The sequence below is a fragment of the Sphingomonas sinipercae genome, from assembly GCF_011302055.1.
GTDB classification, from domain to species: Bacteria; Pseudomonadota; Alphaproteobacteria; order Sphingomonadales; family Sphingomonadaceae; genus Sphingomicrobium; species Sphingomicrobium sinipercae.
On record NZ_CP049871.1, the window covers coordinates 473,399 to 492,942 of the forward strand.

At 64.9% G+C, this 19,544-nt stretch carries 15 protein-coding genes and 1 tRNA gene; 6 read left to right on the forward strand and 10 right to left on the reverse strand.

The window, feature by feature from the left end; translation table 11 throughout:
• The first annotated feature begins 65 nt into the window (after positions 1–65).
• From G7078_RS10870 to G7078_RS02525, 4 genes are read left to right on the forward strand one after another with little or no spacing between them, the layout of a single operon-like run.
• Positions 66–1,727: a class I adenylate-forming enzyme family protein gene (locus G7078_RS10870; protein WP_246166432.1), complete on the forward strand. Its 1,662-nt coding sequence runs from the start codon at positions 66–68 to the stop codon at positions 1,725–1,727.
• Positions 1,724–2,740: a ferrochelatase gene (hemH, locus tag G7078_RS02515; RefSeq protein WP_246166434.1), complete on the forward strand. Its 1,017-nt coding sequence runs from the start codon at positions 1,724–1,726 to the stop codon at positions 2,738–2,740. The genes G7078_RS10870 and hemH overlap by 4 nt, the downstream gene beginning before the upstream one ends.
• Before the next feature lie 28 nt (positions 2,741–2,768).
• Positions 2,769–3,491, forward strand: coding sequence for an acetoacetyl-CoA reductase (gene phbB / locus G7078_RS02520; protein ID WP_166092664.1), 723 nt, complete (start codon positions 2,769–2,771; stop codon positions 3,489–3,491).
• On the forward strand, positions 3,491–3,733 hold the full coding sequence (locus tag G7078_RS02525; RefSeq protein WP_166092666.1) for a ribbon-helix-helix domain-containing protein: 243 nt from the start codon (positions 3,491–3,493) through the stop codon (positions 3,731–3,733). The genes phbB and G7078_RS02525 overlap by 1 nt, the downstream gene beginning before the upstream one ends.
• Here the strand turns inward: G7078_RS02525 and G7078_RS02530 are convergent.
• The 3 genes from G7078_RS02530 to G7078_RS02540 all read right to left on the reverse strand — a co-directional run bounded on the left by G7078_RS02530 (position 3,707) and on the right by G7078_RS02540 (position 10,594).
• Positions 3,707–4,567 carry an ATP-grasp domain-containing protein gene (locus G7078_RS02530; protein ID WP_166092668.1) on the reverse strand — a complete coding sequence of 287 codons (861 nt, stop codon included), beginning with the start codon at positions 4,565–4,567 and terminating at the stop codon, positions 3,707–3,709. The genes G7078_RS02525 and G7078_RS02530 overlap by 27 nt on opposite strands.
• Before the next feature lie 7 nt (positions 4,568–4,574).
• A complete protein-coding gene (locus tag G7078_RS02535) occupies positions 4,575–9,194 on the reverse strand; it encodes an NAD-glutamate dehydrogenase (protein ID WP_166092670.1) in 4,620 nt (1,539 codons plus the stop codon).
• A 95-nt stretch (positions 9,195–9,289) separates the two neighbouring features.
• Positions 9,290–10,594, reverse strand: a complete 1,305-nt coding sequence (locus G7078_RS02540) for a PAS domain-containing protein (RefSeq protein WP_166092673.1) — start codon at positions 10,592–10,594, stop codon at positions 9,290–9,292.
• A 183-nt stretch (positions 10,595–10,777) separates the two neighbouring features.
• On the opposite strand from G7078_RS02540, the gene G7078_RS02545 reads away from it, so the two are divergent.
• A tRNA-Thr gene (locus tag G7078_RS02545) sits at positions 10,778–10,853 on the forward strand.
• Between the two features lie 151 nt (positions 10,854–11,004).
• Here the strand turns inward: G7078_RS02545 and G7078_RS02550 are convergent.
• From G7078_RS02550 to G7078_RS02565, 4 genes are read right to left on the reverse strand one after another with little or no spacing between them, the layout of a single operon-like run.
• Positions 11,005–12,117, reverse strand: a complete 1,113-nt coding sequence (locus tag G7078_RS02550) for a serine hydrolase domain-containing protein (protein WP_166092674.1) — start codon at positions 12,115–12,117, stop codon at positions 11,005–11,007.
• Between the two features lie 35 nt (positions 12,118–12,152).
• Entirely contained in the window at positions 12,153–12,989 is an 837-nt protein-coding gene (locus tag G7078_RS02555; RefSeq protein ID WP_166092676.1) for a hypothetical protein, read from the reverse strand.
• 29 nt (positions 12,990–13,018) lie between these two features.
• Positions 13,019–13,966: an ABC transporter ATP-binding protein gene (locus G7078_RS02560; RefSeq protein ID WP_166092679.1), complete on the reverse strand. Its 948-nt coding sequence runs from the start codon at positions 13,964–13,966 to the stop codon at positions 13,019–13,021.
• Positions 13,963–14,361 (reverse strand): GntR family transcriptional regulator, encoded by a 399-nt coding sequence (locus G7078_RS02565; protein ID WP_166092681.1) that lies wholly within the window; start codon positions 14,359–14,361, stop codon positions 13,963–13,965. Before G7078_RS02565 ends, G7078_RS02560 begins: the two co-directional genes overlap by 4 nt.
• Positions 14,362–14,804: 443 nt before the next feature.
• On the opposite strand from G7078_RS02565, the gene G7078_RS02570 reads away from it, so the two are divergent.
• Positions 14,805–16,592, forward strand: coding sequence for a DUF885 domain-containing protein (locus tag G7078_RS02570; RefSeq protein ID WP_206367465.1), 1,788 nt, complete (start codon positions 14,805–14,807; stop codon positions 16,590–16,592).
• Positions 16,593–16,595: 3 nt separating this feature from the next.
• On the opposite strand, the gene fahA is transcribed toward G7078_RS02570, so the two are convergent.
• The 3 genes from fahA to G7078_RS02585 all read right to left on the reverse strand — a co-directional run bounded on the left by fahA (position 16,596) and on the right by G7078_RS02585 (position 19,504).
• Entirely contained in the window at positions 16,596–17,858 is a 1,263-nt protein-coding gene (fahA, locus tag G7078_RS02575) for a fumarylacetoacetase (protein ID WP_246166436.1), read from the reverse strand.
• Positions 17,855–19,132, reverse strand: a complete 1,278-nt coding sequence (hmgA, locus tag G7078_RS02580) for a homogentisate 1,2-dioxygenase (protein ID WP_166092688.1) — start codon at positions 19,130–19,132, stop codon at positions 17,855–17,857. The genes fahA and hmgA overlap by 4 nt, the downstream gene beginning before the upstream one ends.
• A 165-nt stretch (positions 19,133–19,297) precedes the next feature.
• Positions 19,298–19,504: a hypothetical protein gene (locus G7078_RS02585; RefSeq protein ID WP_166092690.1), complete on the reverse strand. Its 207-nt coding sequence runs from the start codon at positions 19,502–19,504 to the stop codon at positions 19,298–19,300.
• Between the last annotated feature and the right edge of the window lie 40 nt (positions 19,505–19,544).

Here is a 19,544-nt window from a genome sequence, read left to right on the forward strand (position 1 = left end):
TTCCCCCTGAATGAACAGCGCCTCATAAGGCGCACAGGTGCAAAGGCAAAGGAGCGGGAAGGCCGATGGCGAGCGAGCTCGATCGCAGGTTCGACGAGATGCTGGCCAAGGTTATCGGTCCAGGGGGCCGGATGGTCATTGGCGAGGGACCGGACGGGCGCCCGATTGCGACCAATTTCCCGCCGACTCTGTCGGGGCTCTTCACTACCTTTTGCGCGCTTTATCCCGATCGCGAGGCCGTGGTCGCCGGCGACGAACGCCTGACCTTCGGCGACCTCGAGCGCTGGGCTCAGGACCTTGCGCCCCACTTGGCGGCGCGCGGCATCGGCAGGGGCGACCGGGTAGCGATCGCGATGCGCAACTGCCCCGCCTGGATCGTCAGCTACATGGCGCTTGCTCACGTCGGCGCGGTGATCGTCCTCGTAAACGGCTGGTGGCAGTCGCACGAAATGAAGCACGGGCTCGACCTGGTCGAACCCAAGCTAGTTCTGGCCGATCCGCCCCGCGCCAAGCGGATTGCGGCGACGGGACGCGATGTAGACATTGCCGTCCTCGACGTCGGCGAACCGCTGGCGGAGGCGTTGCGCCCCCTGATGGAGGTGGAGCCGGCAACTGGCGACCTGCCGCAGGCCGCGCCGGAGGACGATGCGACGATCCTCTTCACTTCCGGCTCCACCGGTGAAGCGAAAGGCGCGGTGTCGACCCAGCTAGCGGTGGTTACCGGCACCTACAGCTACGCGGTTGGGCTGATGACGTTGCTCGGCCTGCTGACCGAAGAGGGGCGAGCGCCCGAAACGCCACCGCGCACTCTGCTTAGCGTTCCATTGTTCCACGTCACCGGCGAAGTGCCGGTGATGCTCAACAGTTTCGTCGTCGGGCGCTGCATGGTGGTGATGCCCAAGTGGGACGCGGGCGAAGCGCTGCGGCTGATCGAGAAGGAGCGGATCAGCTATTTCGTCGGCGTGCCGACGATGAGCCTGGAACTGATGAACCACCCCGACCGGGATCGCTACGACCTGTCGTCGCTGAAGGACATTACCGCCGGCGGCGCGCCTCGCCCGGTCACGCACGTGCAGCGGATCGCCAAGGAGTTTCCGCACGCCAATCCGGCGATGGGCTACGGGCTGACCGAAACCAATGCGTGCGGGGCCAGCAACTTCTGGGGCAGCTACGCGGCCAAGCCGGCATCGACCGGCCGGGCGCAAAAGCCGTTCGTCGACCTGGCGATCCTTGGCGAAGGCGATCTCCATTTGGGAAGCGACCAGATCGGCGAGGTTGCGATCCGCACCGCGTCGAACATCCGCGGCTATTGGCGCAACCCGGAAGCGACCGCTGCAGCGTTCACCGCCGATGGCTATGTTCGAACCGGCGACATCGGTTTCCTCGATGACGAAGGCTATCTGTTCATCGTCGACCGCAAGAAGGAAATCATCATTCGCGGCGGCGAGAATATCTCCAGCGCCGAGGTCGAAGCGGCCTGCTACGAATGCCAGTCGGTCGCCGAGGTGGCGGTGTTCGGCGTGCCCGACGAGCGGCTCGGCGAAGTCCCGATCGCAATCCTGCACTGCCGCGACGGGCTCAACGAGCAACAGCTGCGCACCTTCCTCGAGCCGCGGCTGGCAGCGTTCAAGATTCCGGCGCGTATGATCTTCAGCGACGAACCGCTCCCACGACTCGGCACCGGCAAAATCGACCGAGTCGCGTTGAAGGCGAAGTACGCGGCTTGATCACGGCCCCGAAGCCTGACGGTCACCCGGCCGTGGCCCATGGCCGCGTCGGCGTGCTACTGATCAACCTCGGCACGCCCGACGCGCCGGATCCGGGGGCGGTGCGTCGCTACCTTGCGCAATTCCTGTCCGACCCGCGCGTGATCGAGATTCCGGCGATCGCCTGGAAGCCGATCCTGCACGGCATAATCCTGCGCACGCGGCCGAAGAAATCGGCCCATGCCTATCGCCAGGTGTGGACCAACGAGGGGTCGCCGCTGGCAGCGATCACTCGGCGGCAGACCGAAGCGCTGCGGCGGCGCTTGGGCGGCGACGTCATCGTCGAGTTTGCAATGCGCTACGGCAACCCCGGCATCGCCTCCGTGGTCGACCGGATGCTTTCGGCCGGTTGCGACCGCATCCTGGCGGCACCGCTTTACCCGCAATATTGCGCGGCCACGACGGCGACGGCGCAAGATGCCTTGTTCGCGGCACTGGCATCGGTTCGCCGCCAGCCGGCGCTGCGGACGCTTCCGCCTCATCACGATGATCCTGCTTACATCGGCGCACTGAAGGCGAACATCGAACGCCAGCTCGGTGGGCTCGGATTCGCGCCGCAACGCCTTCTGCTCAGCTTTCACGGGATGCCGCAGCGCACGCTCGAGCTGGGCGATCCCTATCATTGCCACTGCCAGAAGACCGCGCGGCTGCTTTCCGAGCAATTGTCGATCCCGACCGACATCGCCTTCCAGTCGCGGTTCGGTCGGGCCAAATGGCTGGAGCCGGCAACCGATAGCGTCCTTGCGAGCTACCCGTCGCAACAGGTCAAGCGCATCGCCATCGCCGCGCCCGGCTTCTCGGCCGATTGCGTCGAGACGCTGGAGGAGCTGGCGCTGCGCGGGCGCGACACCTTTATCGCTGCTGGCGGGACCGACCTGGCGGTACTCGAATGCCTGAACGATTCCGATGAAGGCATGCAGATGCTCGATGCGCTGATCCGGCGCGAACTTGCAGGCTGGCTGCCCGGGGCATAAGCCGCCGGCAGAGAACAGGGAGAAGACTATGGCTCGGGTGGCGATCGTAACGGGCGGAACGCGCGGCATTGGCGAAGCGATCAGCCTCGCGCTCAAGGACATGGGGATGACCGTCGCCGCGAATTACGCCGGTAACGACGAACGCGCTAAGGCCTTTTCCGACAAGACTGGCATCAAGGCCTTCAAATGGGACGTGTCCGACTTCGACGCGTGCCAGGAAGGTGTCCGCAAGGTGGAGGCGGAGCTTGGGCCGGTTGACGTCCTTGTCAACAACGCCGGCATCACCCGCGACACCACGATGAAGCGGATGGATCACCAGAAGTGGCAAGAGGTGATGGACACCAACCTTGGCGGTTGCTTCAACATGGCCAAGGCGGTGTGGGACGGAATGACCGCCCGCGGTTACGGCCGGGTGGTCAATATCGGATCGATCAACGGCCAGGCGGGCCAGTACGGCCAGGTCAATTACGCCGCCGCCAAGTCGGGCATTCATGGCTTCACCAAGGCGCTTGCCCAGGAAGGCGCGCGGGCAGGGATCACCGTCAACGCCATCGCTCCGGGCTATATCGACACCGACATGGTCGCCGCAGTGCCGGAAGAAGTACTCGGCAAGATCGTGGCCCGGATTCCCGTCAACCGGCTCGGGCGGGCGGACGAGATTGCGCGCGGCGTCGCTTTCCTGGTCGACGAAAATGGCGGCTTCATCACTGGATCGACGCTGTCGATCAACGGCGGGCAGCACATGTACTGATGACGTCCGGCGCATCCCTTGGGGCGCCGGTGAAGCGATCGGTGACCATCGCCGGGCACGAAACGTCGCTGGCGCTGGAGCCGATCTTCTGGGCCGCCCTCGCCAGACAGTGTGACCAGCGGCAATTGCCGATCAATGCGCTGATTGCGCGGATCGATGCGGAACGGTTGGAGGCGCCGACCCCGCCCAACCTGGCGTCAGCGATTCGGCAGTGGCTATTCGCGCAGGCGCTCGGCGGCTGAGCGCACGGCTGCGGCAAAGCGCGGGCCTGCTTCGGGCACCTGGGCAAGGAAGAACGCCGGCTCGATCAACTCGAGTTCGATCACTTGCAGGGCGCCGTCATTGCCAACGACCAGGTCGACCCGCGCGTAAGTGGCCGCCGTCGGCGCCGCCGCAAGCGCGGCGGTCGCGACGTCCCGCGCGCCGGCAGGAGGATCGCAGCGCGTGACGACTCCGCCGAACTCCGGCTGCACTCGGAATTCGCCCGGCACGGGCACCTTGCTGACGCAATGGCTGAACGCGCCGCCGAAGAAGATCAGCGAATATTCGCCCGCGCTGACGATGCTGCCAAGCCATGGCTGGACCAGCATCCGCCAACCCCGGACAGGCTCCGGGACGCCCTCACCATGGCCAATTCGGAACGTGCCATAGGAGCTGGCGGAAATTGGCGGCTTGACGACAAGCTCGCCGCTGCCAAGCGCCTCGCGCGCCCGGTCGAGCCCGGCTTCGTCGAGTGCATCGACCATGATCGTCGGCACCGTCGGGATTCCCTGGCCGCCAAGCTCCGTCAGATAGGCCTTGTCGCCATTCCACCGAAGCAGCGCGACCGGATTTTCGATCTTCAGCCCATCGCGCTCGGCGCGATCGAGGAAGCCCAGCCAACGCTCGTAATCCTGATGATAGCCCCAGGCGACGAGTGGCAGGACGAGGTCGAAACCTCGAAGATCCCGCTGGTCGGTCCAGGCAATCGGCTCGACCGCCATGCCTGCGTCGGTCAGCGCTTTGGCTTCGAGGTCGTAAGCCCACCGCCACTCGCCCGCATAGTCAGCGGCGGGCGTCAGGATTGCGACCTTCAAGGCGGCGCTAGCGCGCGAGCAGGATGCGCGCCTGGCTGGCAATCTGGGCCAGCATCGACGCCGAGACGGAGCCTTCATGCCGAGCGCGCGCGATCAGCTGGCGGAACTGCTCGATCCTGGGCATCTGCGCTTCAACCCAATTTTCGACCGCGACATGCGGTTCCTTGCTGCGCACGCGCGACAGGAACTCGATCCGCAGCTGTTCGAAGTCGCGGGCAAGGCCGGCGGTCAGAAGGCGTTCCCACTGGTCGGACGGGGTGAAGCGGGCGACCTGCTGTTGCGCCCAGTCGATCCCGAGCGCTTCGCCGAGCATCGTGTAAGCGCGGGTCAGCGATAGCTCGTCCACCTTTCGGCGGGCTGCCAGCGCAACGATCCCGAACATGCCGTCGAGTTCGAACAAGCGGACGAGGCCTTTGACGATGTCTTCGCTGGCGCCGAGCGCGATCAGTCGCTCGCGCCGGGCGACGGCTTCGTTGCGGACCTCTGCACGGATCAGCTTGGTAGCGGCGGCCGAGATCTTGCGGACGCCAGGCTCCAGAAGCTTGCACAGGGCGCTTACGCTTGCGTCCGCGCTGGTTGCCCGAAGGATATCGGACATGTGCGCACGCACACTGCGTGCGGCGATCGTGAACAGCTCGACCCGGACCGTTTCCGGGACCTCCGCGGTTTCAATCTGTCCCCACAGCGTGTCGAGGTCGAGCAGACGCTCTGCGACCAGGAATGCCGACGCGACCTGGCCGAGCGATGCGCCCTCTTCCTCGGTCAGGTCGAGCGCTACACCCGGGCCAAGGCGGTTGACGAGCCGGTTAGCGACCCGCGTTGCGATGATTTCGTTGCGCAAGCGGTGGGCGCGAATGGCATTGGCATGCGCGCTTCGCATCGGCTTTGGAAAGGCCGCGAACAATTCCGGCTCCAACAGCTTGTCGTCGGCCAGATCGAGTTCCTCGATCGCATCCTGGAGCGCCATTTTCGACATCGACAAGACCACCGCCAGTTCGGGCCGGGTCATGCCGCGATTGTCTTGCCCACGGCGCAACAGCTCTTCGCTGGACAGAAGCCCTTCGACCTTGCGGTCGAGCCGGCCGGACGCTTCGAGCAGTTCGATCGTCCGGACATGGCCAGGCAGGCCGTTGATCCCGGCGCTTTCGGCGATCGACAGCGCCAACGCTTGCAGGCGATTGTCTTCAAGCACCATCTCGGCGACGTCGTCGGTCATTCGCGCCAGCAGCGTATTGCGCTTCGCCTCGGTCAGCCGCCCTTCGCGCATTTCGCGATTGAGCGGGATCTTGATGTTCACTTCCTTGTCCGAACAATCCACGCCGGCGCTATTGTCGATGAAGTCGGTGTTGATGCGTCCGCCGTGCTCGGAAAATTCGATCCGCGCGGCCTGCGTGATGCCAAGGTTGGCGCCCTCGCCGATGACTCGCACCCGCAGTTGATTCGCGTCGGCCCGGATCGCGTCATTGGCCGGGTCGCCGACTTCGGAATGGAGCTGGTCGGACGACTTCACGTAGGTGCCGATCCCGCCGAACCACAGCAGGTCCACCTGGCTTCGAAGGATCAGGTTCATCAGGGATGCCGGGTCGATGGTCGCAGTCTCGATACCCAGTGCCGCCTGGGCTTCCTTCGACAGCGAAATTTCCTTCTGCGTGCGCGGGAAGACGCCGCCGCCGCGCGAAATCTTCGAACGGTCGTAGTCGTCCCAGCTTGATCGCGGCAGATCGAATAGGCGTTGCCGCTCGGCCCAGCTCGCCGCCGGGTCGGGATCGGGGTCGATAAAGATGTGCCGATGATCGAAGGCGGCGACCAGCTTGATCGCCTTGCTCAGCAGCATGCCGTTGCCGAAGACGTCGCCCGACATGTCGCCAACGCCGATCACCCGGATCGGGTCGGTTTGCACGTCGGTGCCCATTTCAAGGAAATGGCGCTGCACCGAAATCCAGGCGCCGCGCGCGGTGATCCCCATCGCCTTGTGGTCGTAGCCGTTGGAGCCGCCGCTGGCGAAAGCGTCGCCGAGCCAGAAGCCGCGTTCCAAAGCGATGCCGTTGGCGACGTCGGAGAAGGTCGCCGTACCCTTGTCGGCCGCGACGACGAAATAGGGGTCGTCGCCGTCGTGGATGACCACCTGTTCCGGATGCACCACCTTGTCGTCGACGATATTGTCCGTGACCGAGAGCAGGGACCGGATGAAGATCCGATAGCTTTCGGTCCCTTCCGCAATCCAGGCATCCCGGTCGGACGGCGGCGGCAGCAGCTTGGGATAGAAACCGCCCTTCGCGCCGGTCGGAACGATCACTGCATTCTTCACCAGCTGGGCCTTCATCAGGCCAAGGATTTCGGTCCGGAAGTCGTCACGCCGGTCCGACCAGCGCAGCCCGCCACGCGCGACCGGTCCGCCGCGCAGATGGATACCTTCGATGCGCGGCGAATAGACCCAGATTTCGCGCCACGGCACCGGCGCCGGCAGGCCTGGCACCAGCGACGAGTTCAGCTTGAACGCGAGCGCTTCTTCCGCCGCAGGAGCGAAGGCGTTGGTGCGAACCACCGCTTCGACGAGCGCGCGAAGCCGGCGCAGGATTCGGTCGTCGTCGATCGAGCGTACCTGTCCCAAGGCGTGGTCGAACGCGGAACGAAGCCGCGCCACTTCGGAATCGCGCTTTTTGACCGACGGATCGTGAAGTGCGCCGAACAGCGCGACCAGCGCATCCGTGGCAGCCGGCGCACGCCGAAGCGCGTCGACGACGGTAAGCAGTCCGAACGAGCTGCCGGTCTGGCGCAGGTAACGGAACCAGGCGCGCAGCCAGACGACCGCCGACGGATCCAGCCCCGCGAGCACCACGAGCTGGTTGAATTCGTCATTCTCCGCCGCGCCGCTGAGCACGCAGGCAATGGCCTGCTCAATCACTGACGCGCGCTTCAGGATCGTGTCGACGGAATCGACCCCGGGAAGCTCAAGCCGGAAATCGTGAATGTAGCCAATCGTGCCGCCGCCCAGCGAGGTCGGCATTTCTTCAAGCACCCGGAAGCCGAAATTCTCCAGCACCGGCACCGCATCGGACAACGGGATCAGCTGCCCGCGGCGATAGGTCTTGAGTTGGAGCTGGCTGCCCGAATCGCCGACTTTGGCGAGCCGCACCGAGCGCTCGTCGGCGCTGTTTAGGTCAGCCAGGCGAAGCACGTCGACCGCTGCGTCTTCGGGACTGGTGCGGCCGCGATATCCATCGGGAAGGGCAGGCAAATAGGTCAGCGCCAGCCGGGTGGCGCGGTGCGCGCCGGCGACATTGACCAGTTCGGCCTCGACGGCTGGCGCCCAGCCGCGGACCATTTCCAGCAGCGCCTCGTCAAGCGCTTCGGTATCGGGCAATTGCGCGCCCGGATCCACCGGCAGCGTGAAGCGCAGCAGCGCCAGCTCGCCCTCGCCAAGCTCCAGCGACCAGCTGGTGATCGGAGCTTCGATTTCCAGTTCGAGCATGCGCGCAATCGCGCGCCGGCGGGCGGTGCTAAGCTCGTCGCGCGGAAGCCAGACGAAGGCGTAGATGTGCCGGTGAAGCGCTCCGGGGAGGAGCAGCAGCTTTGGCCGCGGACGGTCGGCCAGGCCCATCGCCGTAAGGGCAACGGCGCGCACCTCTTCCTCGTTGAACGAGATCAAAAGGTCGTGCGGAAGCGTCGAAATCGTATGCGCCAGCGCCTTGGCGGCGTGGCCCGAGGGTGCGAAGCCGAATTCGCGATCGAGACTTTCAAGCCGGGTACGCAGGACTGGCACTTCGTCTGCCGACGTGCGCAGCGCCGCGCTGGTCCACAGGCCGACGTGCACCGACAGGGAGCCGTCGGCGAGCCGGACCATGACCACGTCCAGCGGGACTCGGCGGTGGACCGGCGAGATCCGATCGGCCTTGAGGATCAGGACGGTGCGCGATTCGTCGCCGAGATGGTCGATCGCGGCTTCGGCGGCGCCGCGTTCCCAAAGCGCCATTTCCCGCTTCAATATCCCTTGCGCCTCGCGCACCTCGCCGTTGCTTTTGAGGTGGGCCTGGCCAAGCAGGGTGAAGTTGTTGTCGGCAAGCCAGCCGAGCAGCGCTGCCCCTTCGGCATCGCGGCCGGCCAGGCATTCGGCGTCCGACCGCATCTGCGCGAGCATCGGCTTCCAGTCGCGGACCGCGGCCCGGACATCGCTGAGAACATCCTTGAGTTCGCGGACCAAGTCCTGCCGGCCACGCGCGTCGGCGCGATCCAGCTCGATATAGATAACCGATTCCGGGCTGCCTTCGCCAACCGCCAGCAGCTCGCCGTCCGCGTCGCGCTCGATGTTGACGATGGGGTGAAGCAGCCGGTGAACGGCCAGGCCACGCGCGGCGATCGCGCCGGTGACGCTGTCGACTAGGAACGGCATGTCCTCGTTGACGGTGACCAGCCGCATCCGGCGACGTCCCGCTTCGCCGCCGGTCGATTCGATGTCGATCGCGGTCGTGCCGGCCGGCCGTGAGGCGGCGGCGTCCGCGACGAACTCGGCGGCCTCGCGAAGTTTTGTCCGATCGAGGCCTTCGGTTTCGCCGGGAAGCGCGCTGCTGGTCAGTGCGGTCCTAAGCTGGTCGACTACCGACTTCGGCAGGCGCGAATGGACCGTCATCAATGCTGAGCTCCGCTATGCTGTCGCGATGGTGGCGGCCTATAGCCGCCGCCCTAGCGAAGGAGCAACCGGGAGACTCGGCGAATGTTCGAGTTTCAGCCCGCCGCGTGGCGCAGGGCGCGCTCGACCAGCGCCGGATCGTCGACGACAGCAACTGCCTGATGGCCGCCGTCGGCGGAACGACGCGTCAGGACCAGCGCAAACTCTTCGTCGGTGCCGATGGCTGAAAGCGACATCGGCGCCGCTTCGCGCAACCGCGCCTTCGCCTCCATCGTCTTCGTATCGGGCTTGGGCTCGGGCCGCCGCGCCTGCCGCTCGGCCGCGACCAGCGCCTTCAAGCCGCCGAGCTGGCGCTCGACCAGGTTCAAAAAGCCGCCGAGCGGGACGCCTTCGCGTTCCGCGTAGGACAAAGCGGCGGCAAATTCGGTCAGTCGCGCCTTGTCGTAATCGATTCCGAAGACGAGCTTGACGATCGCCGTCATCGGGGCACGGACCTGCGCCTTGAGCCCGGATTCGTCGAGCAGTTCGGCGTATCCGTCCGGGTCGGCCTTGGCTGCCAGCGCAAAGTCCCACGCCCGGCTCAATGCCTGGTAGAGCGCGGTCCTGCTGCGGCCTTCCGAAGCCTTGGCAGCTTCGGCGGTTTCGCGCGCGGCCCATAGGCGATCGCCGATCCCGGCATCCTCGCCAACGTCGAAATCGGTTTCGCCCTCGTCGTCATGGATGGCCGGCGCAACGATCGATTCGGCGCCCAGCTCAAGCGGCGCCTCTTCCTCGTCGGCCAACCCATGGATCGAAAGTGCCGCATAGGCGTCGGGCTCGTCTTCAGGTTCGAGGACAGGGGTCTCCGGTGCGACTTCAGCGGTAGCGGGGGCTGCGACCGGCTGCGCGGCGCCTTCGCCTTTCTTCCAGTTGATCACGCCGTAAATGAAGTCGATCGTGTCGCCGTCGGACGAAAACGGCATCAGGATGCCGCGATAGCAGATGTTTTCGCCGCGCTGGTTTTCGAATTCCGCTTCGAAGCCGACCGGCGCGCGGTTGGCGATGATTTGCATGTAATGGTCGGTCAGGCGCGAAAGCAGCGAACGGGCGGGCACATTGGCAATGGTCTGGATGTCGTCGCCAACGCCGCATTCCACCCGGATCGCGTCGCCGATGTACGGGGTGGCCGGGTTATCGCGACCGGCGGTAAAATCCAGAAGGACGCTGTGCGGTGCGAATTCCTTGAGGTCGCCCGGCTCGAGGTCCTCGATCGAGGGATAGTCGCGGCCATCGAGCAGCGACGCCCAGTAATTGTATGCGCGAACGTGCATCCGGCGCTCGTCGCTGCCGATGTCGGGACGGACGGCCTCGCTTTGCGCCGCCGGCTCGAACTCGCTCGGATGTTCGCGATAACTGTCCACGGCACGACGCCCCACTGCTTCAATCCGGATGAGAGATGCCGGAGCCGCGTTACCAAAGCGTTAAGCATAACCGTTCAGCCGCCGCGCCGGGGCCCGGATAAAGCCTGCGGGCTTGCCCGCTTCGAAGGCCGCTGGTAGGGGGTGCGCCGCCTGGCGCGAGCAACGCCCGGCCTACCTGGAAATGCCGCTTTAGCTCAGCTGGTAGAGCACATCATTCGTAATGATGGGGTCAACGGTTCGAGTCCGTTAAGCGGCACCAGATTCCCCATCTCCCTTCTGTCACGATGACCTCGTTGGTGTGCACCTGATCTGGCAAGGGCATGACACCGCAGGCCTTTTACACCCCGCAACGGCCAAGCAGGCCTAGGCTGCTTGTGACCGAAATAGGTGAAGGCCAGCTGCCATATGGCTCACCTCGGCGGGAACATGATCTTCGCCGCGATATTGTCGACCCCGTCGAAGCCGCCGGAATTGGTAAGCACCACAACTCCCGTGTTGCGCTTGGGCTCGATCACCATGAAGGACCGAAAGCCCGCAGTCCCGCCACTGTGAGTGAGCAGCGTCCGACCGTCGCGTTCCCGAATGCTCCAGGCAAGGCCCGCTTTTCTTCCGGTCGAGGCGTCAATGACATTGGGCTGATGGGCGATGCGCAGGGACTTTTCTATGCGGGTTTCCGCAGGGCCCACGTTCGCATCAATAAAGGCCAGCATGTCTCGTGCCGACGCATTCAGTCCGCCCGCGCCGCTCAAGACGGCGACGTCCCAGTGCGTCACCTCGCGCCCCTCCTTATCATGCCCGGCGACTAACCTGGGAGTGGGTCCGAAACGGGTCGACGTCATCTTGAGCGGATTCAAAATCCGCGTCTGCACCAAGGTCTTGAAATCTTTTGCCTTGGCCGCTCGCGCGAGGACATGGCCGAGGAGGCCGGCGCCGAGATTGGAATATTCCATCTTCTCGCCGGGATCGCGAACCAGCTGATACCGGTTCAGGAAGGCGTACAGCTGCGTTTCCTTGTAATCGGCATAGGGATTGTCGGCTCGCGGAGGGACGTAGCCCTCTGGGAGCCGCGGCAAACCCGACATGTGCGTGGCAAGGTGCCGCAACGTGATTGCCTTGCCGTTGCGTGAAGGCACGCGGACCGATGCGGGCAAATATTTCGAAATCGGATCGTCGAGACCAACCTCGCCGCGCCGAACCATGTCCGCAAGGACGCTTGCGGTGAATGTCTTGTTCAACGAGCCAATTTCGAACACTGAATCTGGTCCCAGCGGCGCGGCGCCGCCACCCCCGGAGCCGTAAGAGACGTACCGCCTGCGACCATCCGGCTCGAGGATGCCTACGACAATCCCCTTTGCTTCGCCCTTGTCGACGTAGCGAGCAATCATGGATCGAATGGCATCATCCGAGGGAGATGCGGCCACTGACACCGCGGCCGCCGCGGCGGTTTGATTGTCTTGGGCAGTCGCAATCGCGGAAGGGAAGGCAACGGCCAAGCTTACCGTAAGCCAAAGGGTCTTACGCATAGTAGTTCTCCTTGAATTAAACTGCTGTGTGGTGGTTAGCGCTCGGCGTGTCGCCGGACGGCGAATGTGATTAGCAACAGGGTCCCTGCCATCCAGGCGGCGGTCGAGCGCAGCCACGGGGCAGGAGAAGGCAGGCTCGACCAGAGGAGCGCCTTGCTTCCGTTCGGAAGTTGGAATTCGTGCTGGAGGCGGTAGTCCTGGACGCCGCTCAGCACCTTATCCAAACCATAGCGACCGAACCACAGGTGCTCCCGGATAGTGTCCACACCTGCCGCCAAAGGGGTGCCCGGTAAGTTCAGAAGCGCGATCAGCAGCCCCCAAGTAAAAGCGATGCCGAGCACCCACCGCAGCGGATAGCGGAGTCCGACAACGGCCGCGGTCGCCAGACCGTAGACGATAAGGCAGGCGGTGAACGGTGCGATATATTCCCAAGCGGGCGTCGTCCAAGTGACCTTCGTCGCTGCAGCCGGATTGGCCGTTGCCGAGACCAATCGCACCTCGGTGATCCCCATGTGTCCGCCGCTTGCCCAGGCAATCACTGCAATGGTGAGCATCGTCACGCCGATTGCGACCACGAGCCAGACGGCGCCTGCAAATATTCGGGCGAAGGCATTGCCTTGGCGCCGGGCGGGTAATGTCCACAGGTAGGCCCGCCCGAACAAGCTCTCCCCGCGCCACACCGCAATCGGCAGGATGGCCGCGACGGGTAAAGCGAGCAAAAGGAAACTTGGCTCCCCAACGAGCGGATCCCGGCCAAAGCCGCCAAGCGCAGCGAACAGGCAGAGGAGGATGAGGGCAGCGGCGAGCACGCGGACTTCCTGCCTGAGCGCGCCGGTGACGACGCGCAGCTGCTGCCCGACAATCGTCCCCATGGACGGAAGGTTAAGGGGATTGGACGCCATCAAAGGTCTCCAGCCTGAAGAAGAATGAGGATTGAATCGGCAAGGGTCAGTCCGGTGACGCCGCGGACACCGGCGCCAGCCCGCGACAGCGCGGCCTCCACGGCCGCTTCCGGCGCGCGTGTCGTGAACATGCGGGATCGACCAAGCCCCCGGTCCCAGCGAAGGACGAGCGCCTCCAAATCTTCGCTCGGCGACCAGCTTTGCGGAACATCGACTTCGTAGCGGCGGATTGAGCCAGCAACCTCGTCCCGCTGCCCTTGCGCAATCAGGCGGCCGGAATGCAGGACGCCAACATGATCGACCAGTCGATCGACTTCCCCGGCCAAGTGCGTCGAAATCAGTAACGTGCAGCCCGTGTCAGCGAAGTGTGCGGCGAGCAATTCGAGCACAGTGTCACGGATGATTGGGTCGAAGCCGTCGGTCGGCTCGTCGAGCAGAAGAAGCTGCGGGCGATGTGCCAAAGCCGCGATCAGTTGAACCCGCCTCGCCTGCCCTTTGCTAAGGTCCCCGACAATGCGATCGGTCCGGACGCCTAGAGTTTTTACCAGCCGGGCGGCGTAGTCGTGATCCCATGTCGAGAAGTAGCTGGCGCGGTGATCGAGCAGCTGGCGGATTCGCATCCACCGGTAGCCGGGCTCAATTTCCTCCGACATGTACCCAGTGCTAGCCCGCACCAGAGGTCCGTCTCGCTGGGAGTCTAGGCCGAGGACCGAGGCCGAACCTACGTTTGGTCGGTCTAGGTTAAGAAGAATCCGCAGCAACGTGCTCTTGCCGGCGCCGTTCGTACCCGACAGCAGATACGCGCTTCCCGCCGGCACGGTGAGATCGACATCCCGGAGCGCCTGTTCGCTGCCGTAACGCCGGCTCAGCCCATGTGTCTCGACCGCGTTCAGGCCGTCCCGCGGCCCAGACCCAGCAATCTGGATGGATTGAGGAATCTTGTTCACTTTCGAGCCTTTACTGATGTGGCCGGACGCGCCGGCGCTTGGATGGATTGGATGGCGTGCAGCAGTTCATCTGTCGAAAGGCCGTTACGGTGTGCTTCGTTGATCGCCCGCTCAGCGACCCCTGCGGCAAGCTTGGCACGCTGCGCTTGGCGGTCGGCGATCGGAGCGACGAACGTTCCCTGGCCCCGGCGGACGTAAACGATTCCGTCCCGTTCGAGCTCGCGATAGGCCTGGGCGATAGTGTTGTGATTGATGCGGATGTCCGCAGCGAGCTGCCTAACGGACGGAAGCGCATCCTCAGGCGATAAGTCGCCAGTGGCGATGAGGCGGCGAACCTCATCGCTGATCTGCACATACAATGGCCGGATTGCGGCGGGGTCTACGGAGATGATCAAAACATGTGCCCTACTGTACCGGTAGACTGGTACACCAGTTCACATTCGTGTCAAGTGGGGTTTTTGCCTTAGCGCGTGATCTTGGGTGTGATCCCGGTCGGGGTCGAATGCAGACTTAAGCGATTAACGCCATGAATGAGTGCAAACACACATTGCGACTAGCGAAACGCCACGGTCACGACCAAGGCTAACGCCGCAAGGCCGATAATCCAAACGGCTGGCCGGGAACGCGCAAGGCAGCAACGCCAACACTCGCCGTGGAAGTCTACGTTTCTGACAGCCTGCCCGCAGCTAGCGCAACGCTCCGTCATTTGCCCTCCTTCGTGTCCACTCATCAGCCTCCTCGACTTCCCGCATTGCGGATGCTCGCCAATGCCCCATCCGGGGCAGTGGACAAAGCTCGGCCACGCCTTAGTCTTGCCCCCACAATTGGGGGACAGATCGTGCGGCTGATCATTTCGACGTTGCTGCTGGCGACAGCGGGTTGCACGCAGGTTGCCGTTCCGGTGGCGCCGGTACCGCCAGTGGCGGTCGTTCCCGCGGATTCGGAAAGCGTCCGCTTTGCCGCGTTCAGCGATCGGGTCGTCGACGATTGGCTGCGGATGGATCCGGTCAACGCCACGCAACAGGGGGATCACCGCTACGACGCGCTGATGCCCGACGTTTCGGCGGCGGGACGAGCCCGAGCGCAGGCCTTCGCGGTATCGACGCTGGCCGAACTCGCGCGTTTCGACGTCGCAGGTTTGACCCGTGAACAGCAGGTCGATGCGATCCTGCTTCGGGACCAGCTCAACTACGCGCTGTTCAGCGACGCGCGCCTCCAGGAGTGGGCTTGGAACCCGCTCGGCTATTCCGGCACCGCCGGCAATGCGCTCTATACGCTGTCGGCACGCGAATTCGCGCCATTGCCCGATCGGCTGCGGTCGGCGATCGGGCGCATGGAGGCGCTCCCGGCCTTCCTGGCGCAGGCTCGGTCCGCCCTGGTGCCCGCCCGCGTCCCGCTGATCTATGCGCAGACCGCGGCCAAGCAGAACCCCGGGCTGAATGGCCTCATCGACGGCTTCGTCGCGCAGAAGGCGGTGCTTGCGGATGCCGACCGCGCCCGGATCGAGCAAGCCGCGGCGAGTGCCAAGGCCGCGGTGGCGGAGCATCAGCGCTGGCTCGACACCATGCTGGTGCCGAATGCCAAGGGCGACGAGCGCATCGGCGCCGAATTCTACGACGAAAAGCTCCGGCTTGCGCTGAACTCGCCGCTGTCGCGGCAGGAAATTCGCGCCCGCGCCGAGCGGACGTTCAAGGACCTGCGCCAGAAGATGTACGACGTGTCGGTGCAGCTGCTTCGCGGCCGCGCGGGAGCGCCGCCACTGCCCAAGGCGCCAACCGCTGCCGAGCAGCAACGCGTGATCGAGGCCGCGCTTGCAATCGTCACCGCCGAGCGTCCTGCCCGCGACCAGGTGGTGCCGTTCGGGCAGGCCACGCTCGAGCAAGCGACGGTTTTCGCCAAGGCCAAGGATCTTGTCGGTTTCCCGGATGCCCGGTTCGGCGTGATCGAAATGCCGGAGTATGCGCGCGGATATGCGGTCGCTTACGCCGACATGCCGGGCCCGCTGGAGCCGGACCAGCGCGGCTATTATGCCGTCATGCCGATCCCTGCCGACTGGACGGCGGAGCAGAGCACCTCGTTCCTTCGCGAATATAACAAGTGGACGATGCACGAGCTGACGATCCACGAAGGCGTGCCGGGACACTTGCTGCAGCTATCCCACGCCAATCAGTTCAAGTCGCGATTGCGGGCGCTGCTCCAGTCCGGCCCGATGATCGAGGGATGGGCCTGTTACAGCCAGGACGTGATGGCCGACGCCGGCTATCTCGACCGCGATCCGCGCTACCTGCTCGCCCATTACAAGTTCCAGCTGCGGCTGCCGATCAACGCCATGCTCGACCAGGACTTCCATGTGAACGGCCTGACCCGCAATGCGGCGATGACGCTGATGACTCAAGGCGGATTCCAGGAGGAACGCGAGGCGGCCGGCAAATGGGTCCGGATGCAGATCAGTTCCGCGCAGCTGCCGACCTACTTCGTCGGTTACCAGGAATGGCTGGACCTGCGGGCAGCGGCGGAGCGTCGGCCCGGCTTCAGCCTGCGCACGTTCCACGATGAGGCGTTGAGCCACGGCTCGCCGCCGGTGCGCTTCATTCGGCAGCTGATGTTCGGCGAGCCGATCCAGTAGCGGCTATCGGGCGGCGAGCACCCGTCCGACGCATTCGCCGAAGCCGATGCGGACTTCGCCTTCGCGCTCGCACCAGGCGCGAAGCGTGATCTCGTCGCCGTCCTCGAGGAAGCTCCGGCTCTCGCCGCTGGCAAGCGTGATAGGCTGCTTGCCGCCACGGCTGATTTCCATCAGCGAGCCGAGGCCGTCGTCGCTGCTGGTCGATAGCGTCCCGGTCCCGATCAGGTCGCCGGGCTGCAGGTTGCAGCCGTTCGATGCGTGGTGAGTCACGATCTGCGCCGCGCTCCAATACATCGCGCTGTCCGCCGACCCGCGCGAGAGGACGTGCGGCTGCAGGCCTTCGCTGCGCATTCGCTCCGTCGTCAGGGTTACTTCCAGCTGGATTTCCAGCGCGCCGGCGCCATTGCCCTCCTGCAGATAGGGTAAGGGTTCAGGGTCGCCTTCGGGCCGCGGCGGCATGGCCTTGCGGAACGGCGCCAGCGCGTCGCTGCTCACCACCCAGGGGCTGATGCTCGTGAGGAAGTTCTTGGCCAGGAACGGCCCGAGCGGCTGGTACTCCCAGGCTTGCAGGTCGCGCGCGGACCAATCGTTGAGCAGGCAATAGCCGGCGATATGCTCATCGGCCTCGTCGATGGCGATCGCATCGCCAAGGCCGTTGCCGCGACCGATCCAGATGCCCAGCTCCAGCTCATAATCGAGACGGCGGCTGGGCCCGTATTCCGGCGCTTCGGCTTCCGGCGGCTTGCGCTGGCCCTTGGGGCGGACGACGGGTTCGCCGGAAACCCGGACCGAGCTGGCGCGGCCGTGATAGCCGATCGGCACATATTTGTAGTTGGGCAGCAGCGGGTTGTCGGGGCGAAACTGCCTGCCGACGTTGGTCGCGTGATGAATGCCGACGTAGAAATCGGTGTAATCGCCGATGATGCAGGGCAGGTGCATGTCGGCCTCCGACTGGCCGATCAGCGCCGGCTCGACGTCCGCGCGATAGCGCTCGTCGGACAGCAACTGCGTCAGCCGCGCTCGAAACGCGCGCTGGTCCTGCGGCCGGCGCGCCAGCCAGCCGTTGAGCACCGGCATGGACAGATCGTCGCGCCAATCCTCGTCGAGCAGGTCGGCGATCGCAGGCAGGTCGAGGATGTAATTGCCAATGGCGACCCCCGGCCGCCTTTGCTCGCCCGGGGTCGAAAAAATGCCCAGCGGCAGGTTCTCAATCGGAAAATCGCTGCCCGGCTGCGCGCCGTCGACCCAGCTGACGACATCGGTCATGGTAGTTTCGCCTTCGGAAAATCCCGCCATGCCTGGTCGTAATCCTGTTGCGCGTGGTCGAGCGCGAAGCGGGTCGGGACATAGGGCCAGCAGCTTTCGACCATGAAGGCCATCGTCCCTTCGATCTTCACCGGCTTCAATTCTGCGCCGCTTGCCTTCTTCCAGCTATCGACGTCGGGGCCGTGCCCGCTCATCAAATTGTGCAGCGACAGACCGCCCGGCGCGAACCCGTCAGCCTTGGCGTCATATTCCCCGTGGATCAGGCCCATCGCCTCGCTCATCACGTTGCGGTGGAACCAAGGTGGGCGGAACGTGTCTTCGCCGACCATCCAGCGCGGGGGGAAAATCACGAAATCCGCATTCGGCCGGCCAAGCGTTTCGCTGGGGCTGGTCAGCACCGTAAAGATCGACGGGTCGGGGTGGTCGAAGCTGATCGACCCGATGGTGTTGAAACGCGCAAGCTCATAGCGGCAGGGGGCCAGGTTGCCGTGCCAGGCGACCACGTCCAGCGGGCTGTGGTCCAGTGCCGTCGTCCAGGTCGACCCCATATATTTCTGGACCAGCTCGTTATCGCCATCGACGTCCTCGAACGCGGCGACCGGCACTTCGAAGTCGCGGGCATTGGCAAGCCCGTTGGATCCGATCGGCCCAAGCTCGGGCAGGCGGAACATGGCGCCGTGGTTTTCCGCGACATAGCCCCGGCTGTCGCCGTCCACCTCGACCTTGAAACGGACGCCGCGCGGGATCAGGGCGATCCAGCCCGGCGCAACCTGCAGCCGGCCCATTTCGCTAAAGATGCGCAACGTGCCCGATTGCGGGATGATCAGCAGCTCGCCGTCGGAATTGGCGAACACCCGCCGCTCCATGGACCGGGTCGCACGGTACAGATGGATTGCAACGCCGTTGAGATCGTGCGGCGGCCGGCTCGCCATCATCGTCACCAACCCGTCGACGAAGTCCGTGCCGCCGGGCAAATGTTCGGGCGGGTCCCAGCGCAGCCTGTTCGGCGGGACCGCTTCCTTGACCGTTCCGGGCGCGAACATTGGCGCGCCTTCATAGCGACGAAACGGTGGGTGATCGGCGGTCGGCCGCATCCGGTACAGCCAGCTCCGGCGGTTCTCGTGCCGAGGCGCGGTGAAAGCGGTTCCGGAGAGCTGCTCGGCATAAAGCCCGAAGGCGGGCCGCTGCGGGCTGTTGCGGCCCTTCGGCAAGGCGCCGTCCACGGCCTCGGTTTCGAAGTGGCCGCCGAAACCGGTCATGTAATCGCCAGTCATGGGCGCGGGTTAGTGCGTCCCGGCTGCAAACTCAAACGCGGCGAATGCAAACGGGCGCAGCGCCCCGGCCGGGGAACTGCGCCCGTCAGCGCGCGAGACTCGCATACCACGCGCCGGCCTGTCGAGGGCGGCGTCGCGCGCCGCCCGCGCCCCGCTTCGATTAGGTCAGGTTACGTTGACGTTGATCGAATCCGGTACGTTGACCGTCGTGTCCTTCGATCCGAAACCGAGTTGGTCGCGGAACAGGAAGAGCAGCACGAGCACGACGATGATTAATAGTACGACTGCGAGCACGCCGCCGCTGCCGCCGCCGCCGTCAGTTTCGACGATAGTGGTGCGTTCGACCTCGCGGTCCCGATCTGGATCGACCATGCATTCCTCCTGTTGACCCTGTTGAGGTTGCGTAACGAAC

Coding starts and splice junctions, on each gene's coding strand:
- G7078_RS10870 (WP_246166432.1), top strand. CDS start 66: ATGGCGAGCGAGCTCGATCGCAGGTTCGACGAGATGCTGGCCAAGGTT.
- G7078_RS02555 (WP_166092676.1), bottom strand. CDS start 12,989: ATGGGGACGATTGTCGGGCAGCAGCTGCGCGTCGTCACCGGCGCGCTC.
- G7078_RS02550 (WP_166092674.1), bottom strand. CDS start 12,117: ATGCGTAAGACCCTTTGGCTTACGGTAAGCTTGGCCGTTGCCTTCCCT.
- G7078_RS02585 (WP_166092690.1), bottom strand. CDS start 19,504: ATGGTCGATCCAGATCGGGACCGCGAGGTCGAACGCACCACTATCGTC.
- G7078_RS02525 (WP_166092666.1), top strand. CDS start 3,491: ATGACGTCCGGCGCATCCCTTGGGGCGCCGGTGAAGCGATCGGTGACC.
- fahA (WP_246166436.1), bottom strand. CDS start 17,858: ATGACCGATGTCGTCAGCTGGGTCGACGGCGCGCAGCCGGGCAGCGAT.
- G7078_RS02535 (WP_166092670.1), bottom strand. CDS start 9,194: ATGACGGTCCATTCGCGCCTGCCGAAGTCGGTAGTCGACCAGCTTAGG.
- hmgA (WP_166092688.1), bottom strand. CDS start 19,132: ATGACTGGCGATTACATGACCGGTTTCGGCGGCCACTTCGAAACCGAG.
- phbB (WP_166092664.1), top strand. CDS start 2,769: ATGGCTCGGGTGGCGATCGTAACGGGCGGAACGCGCGGCATTGGCGAA.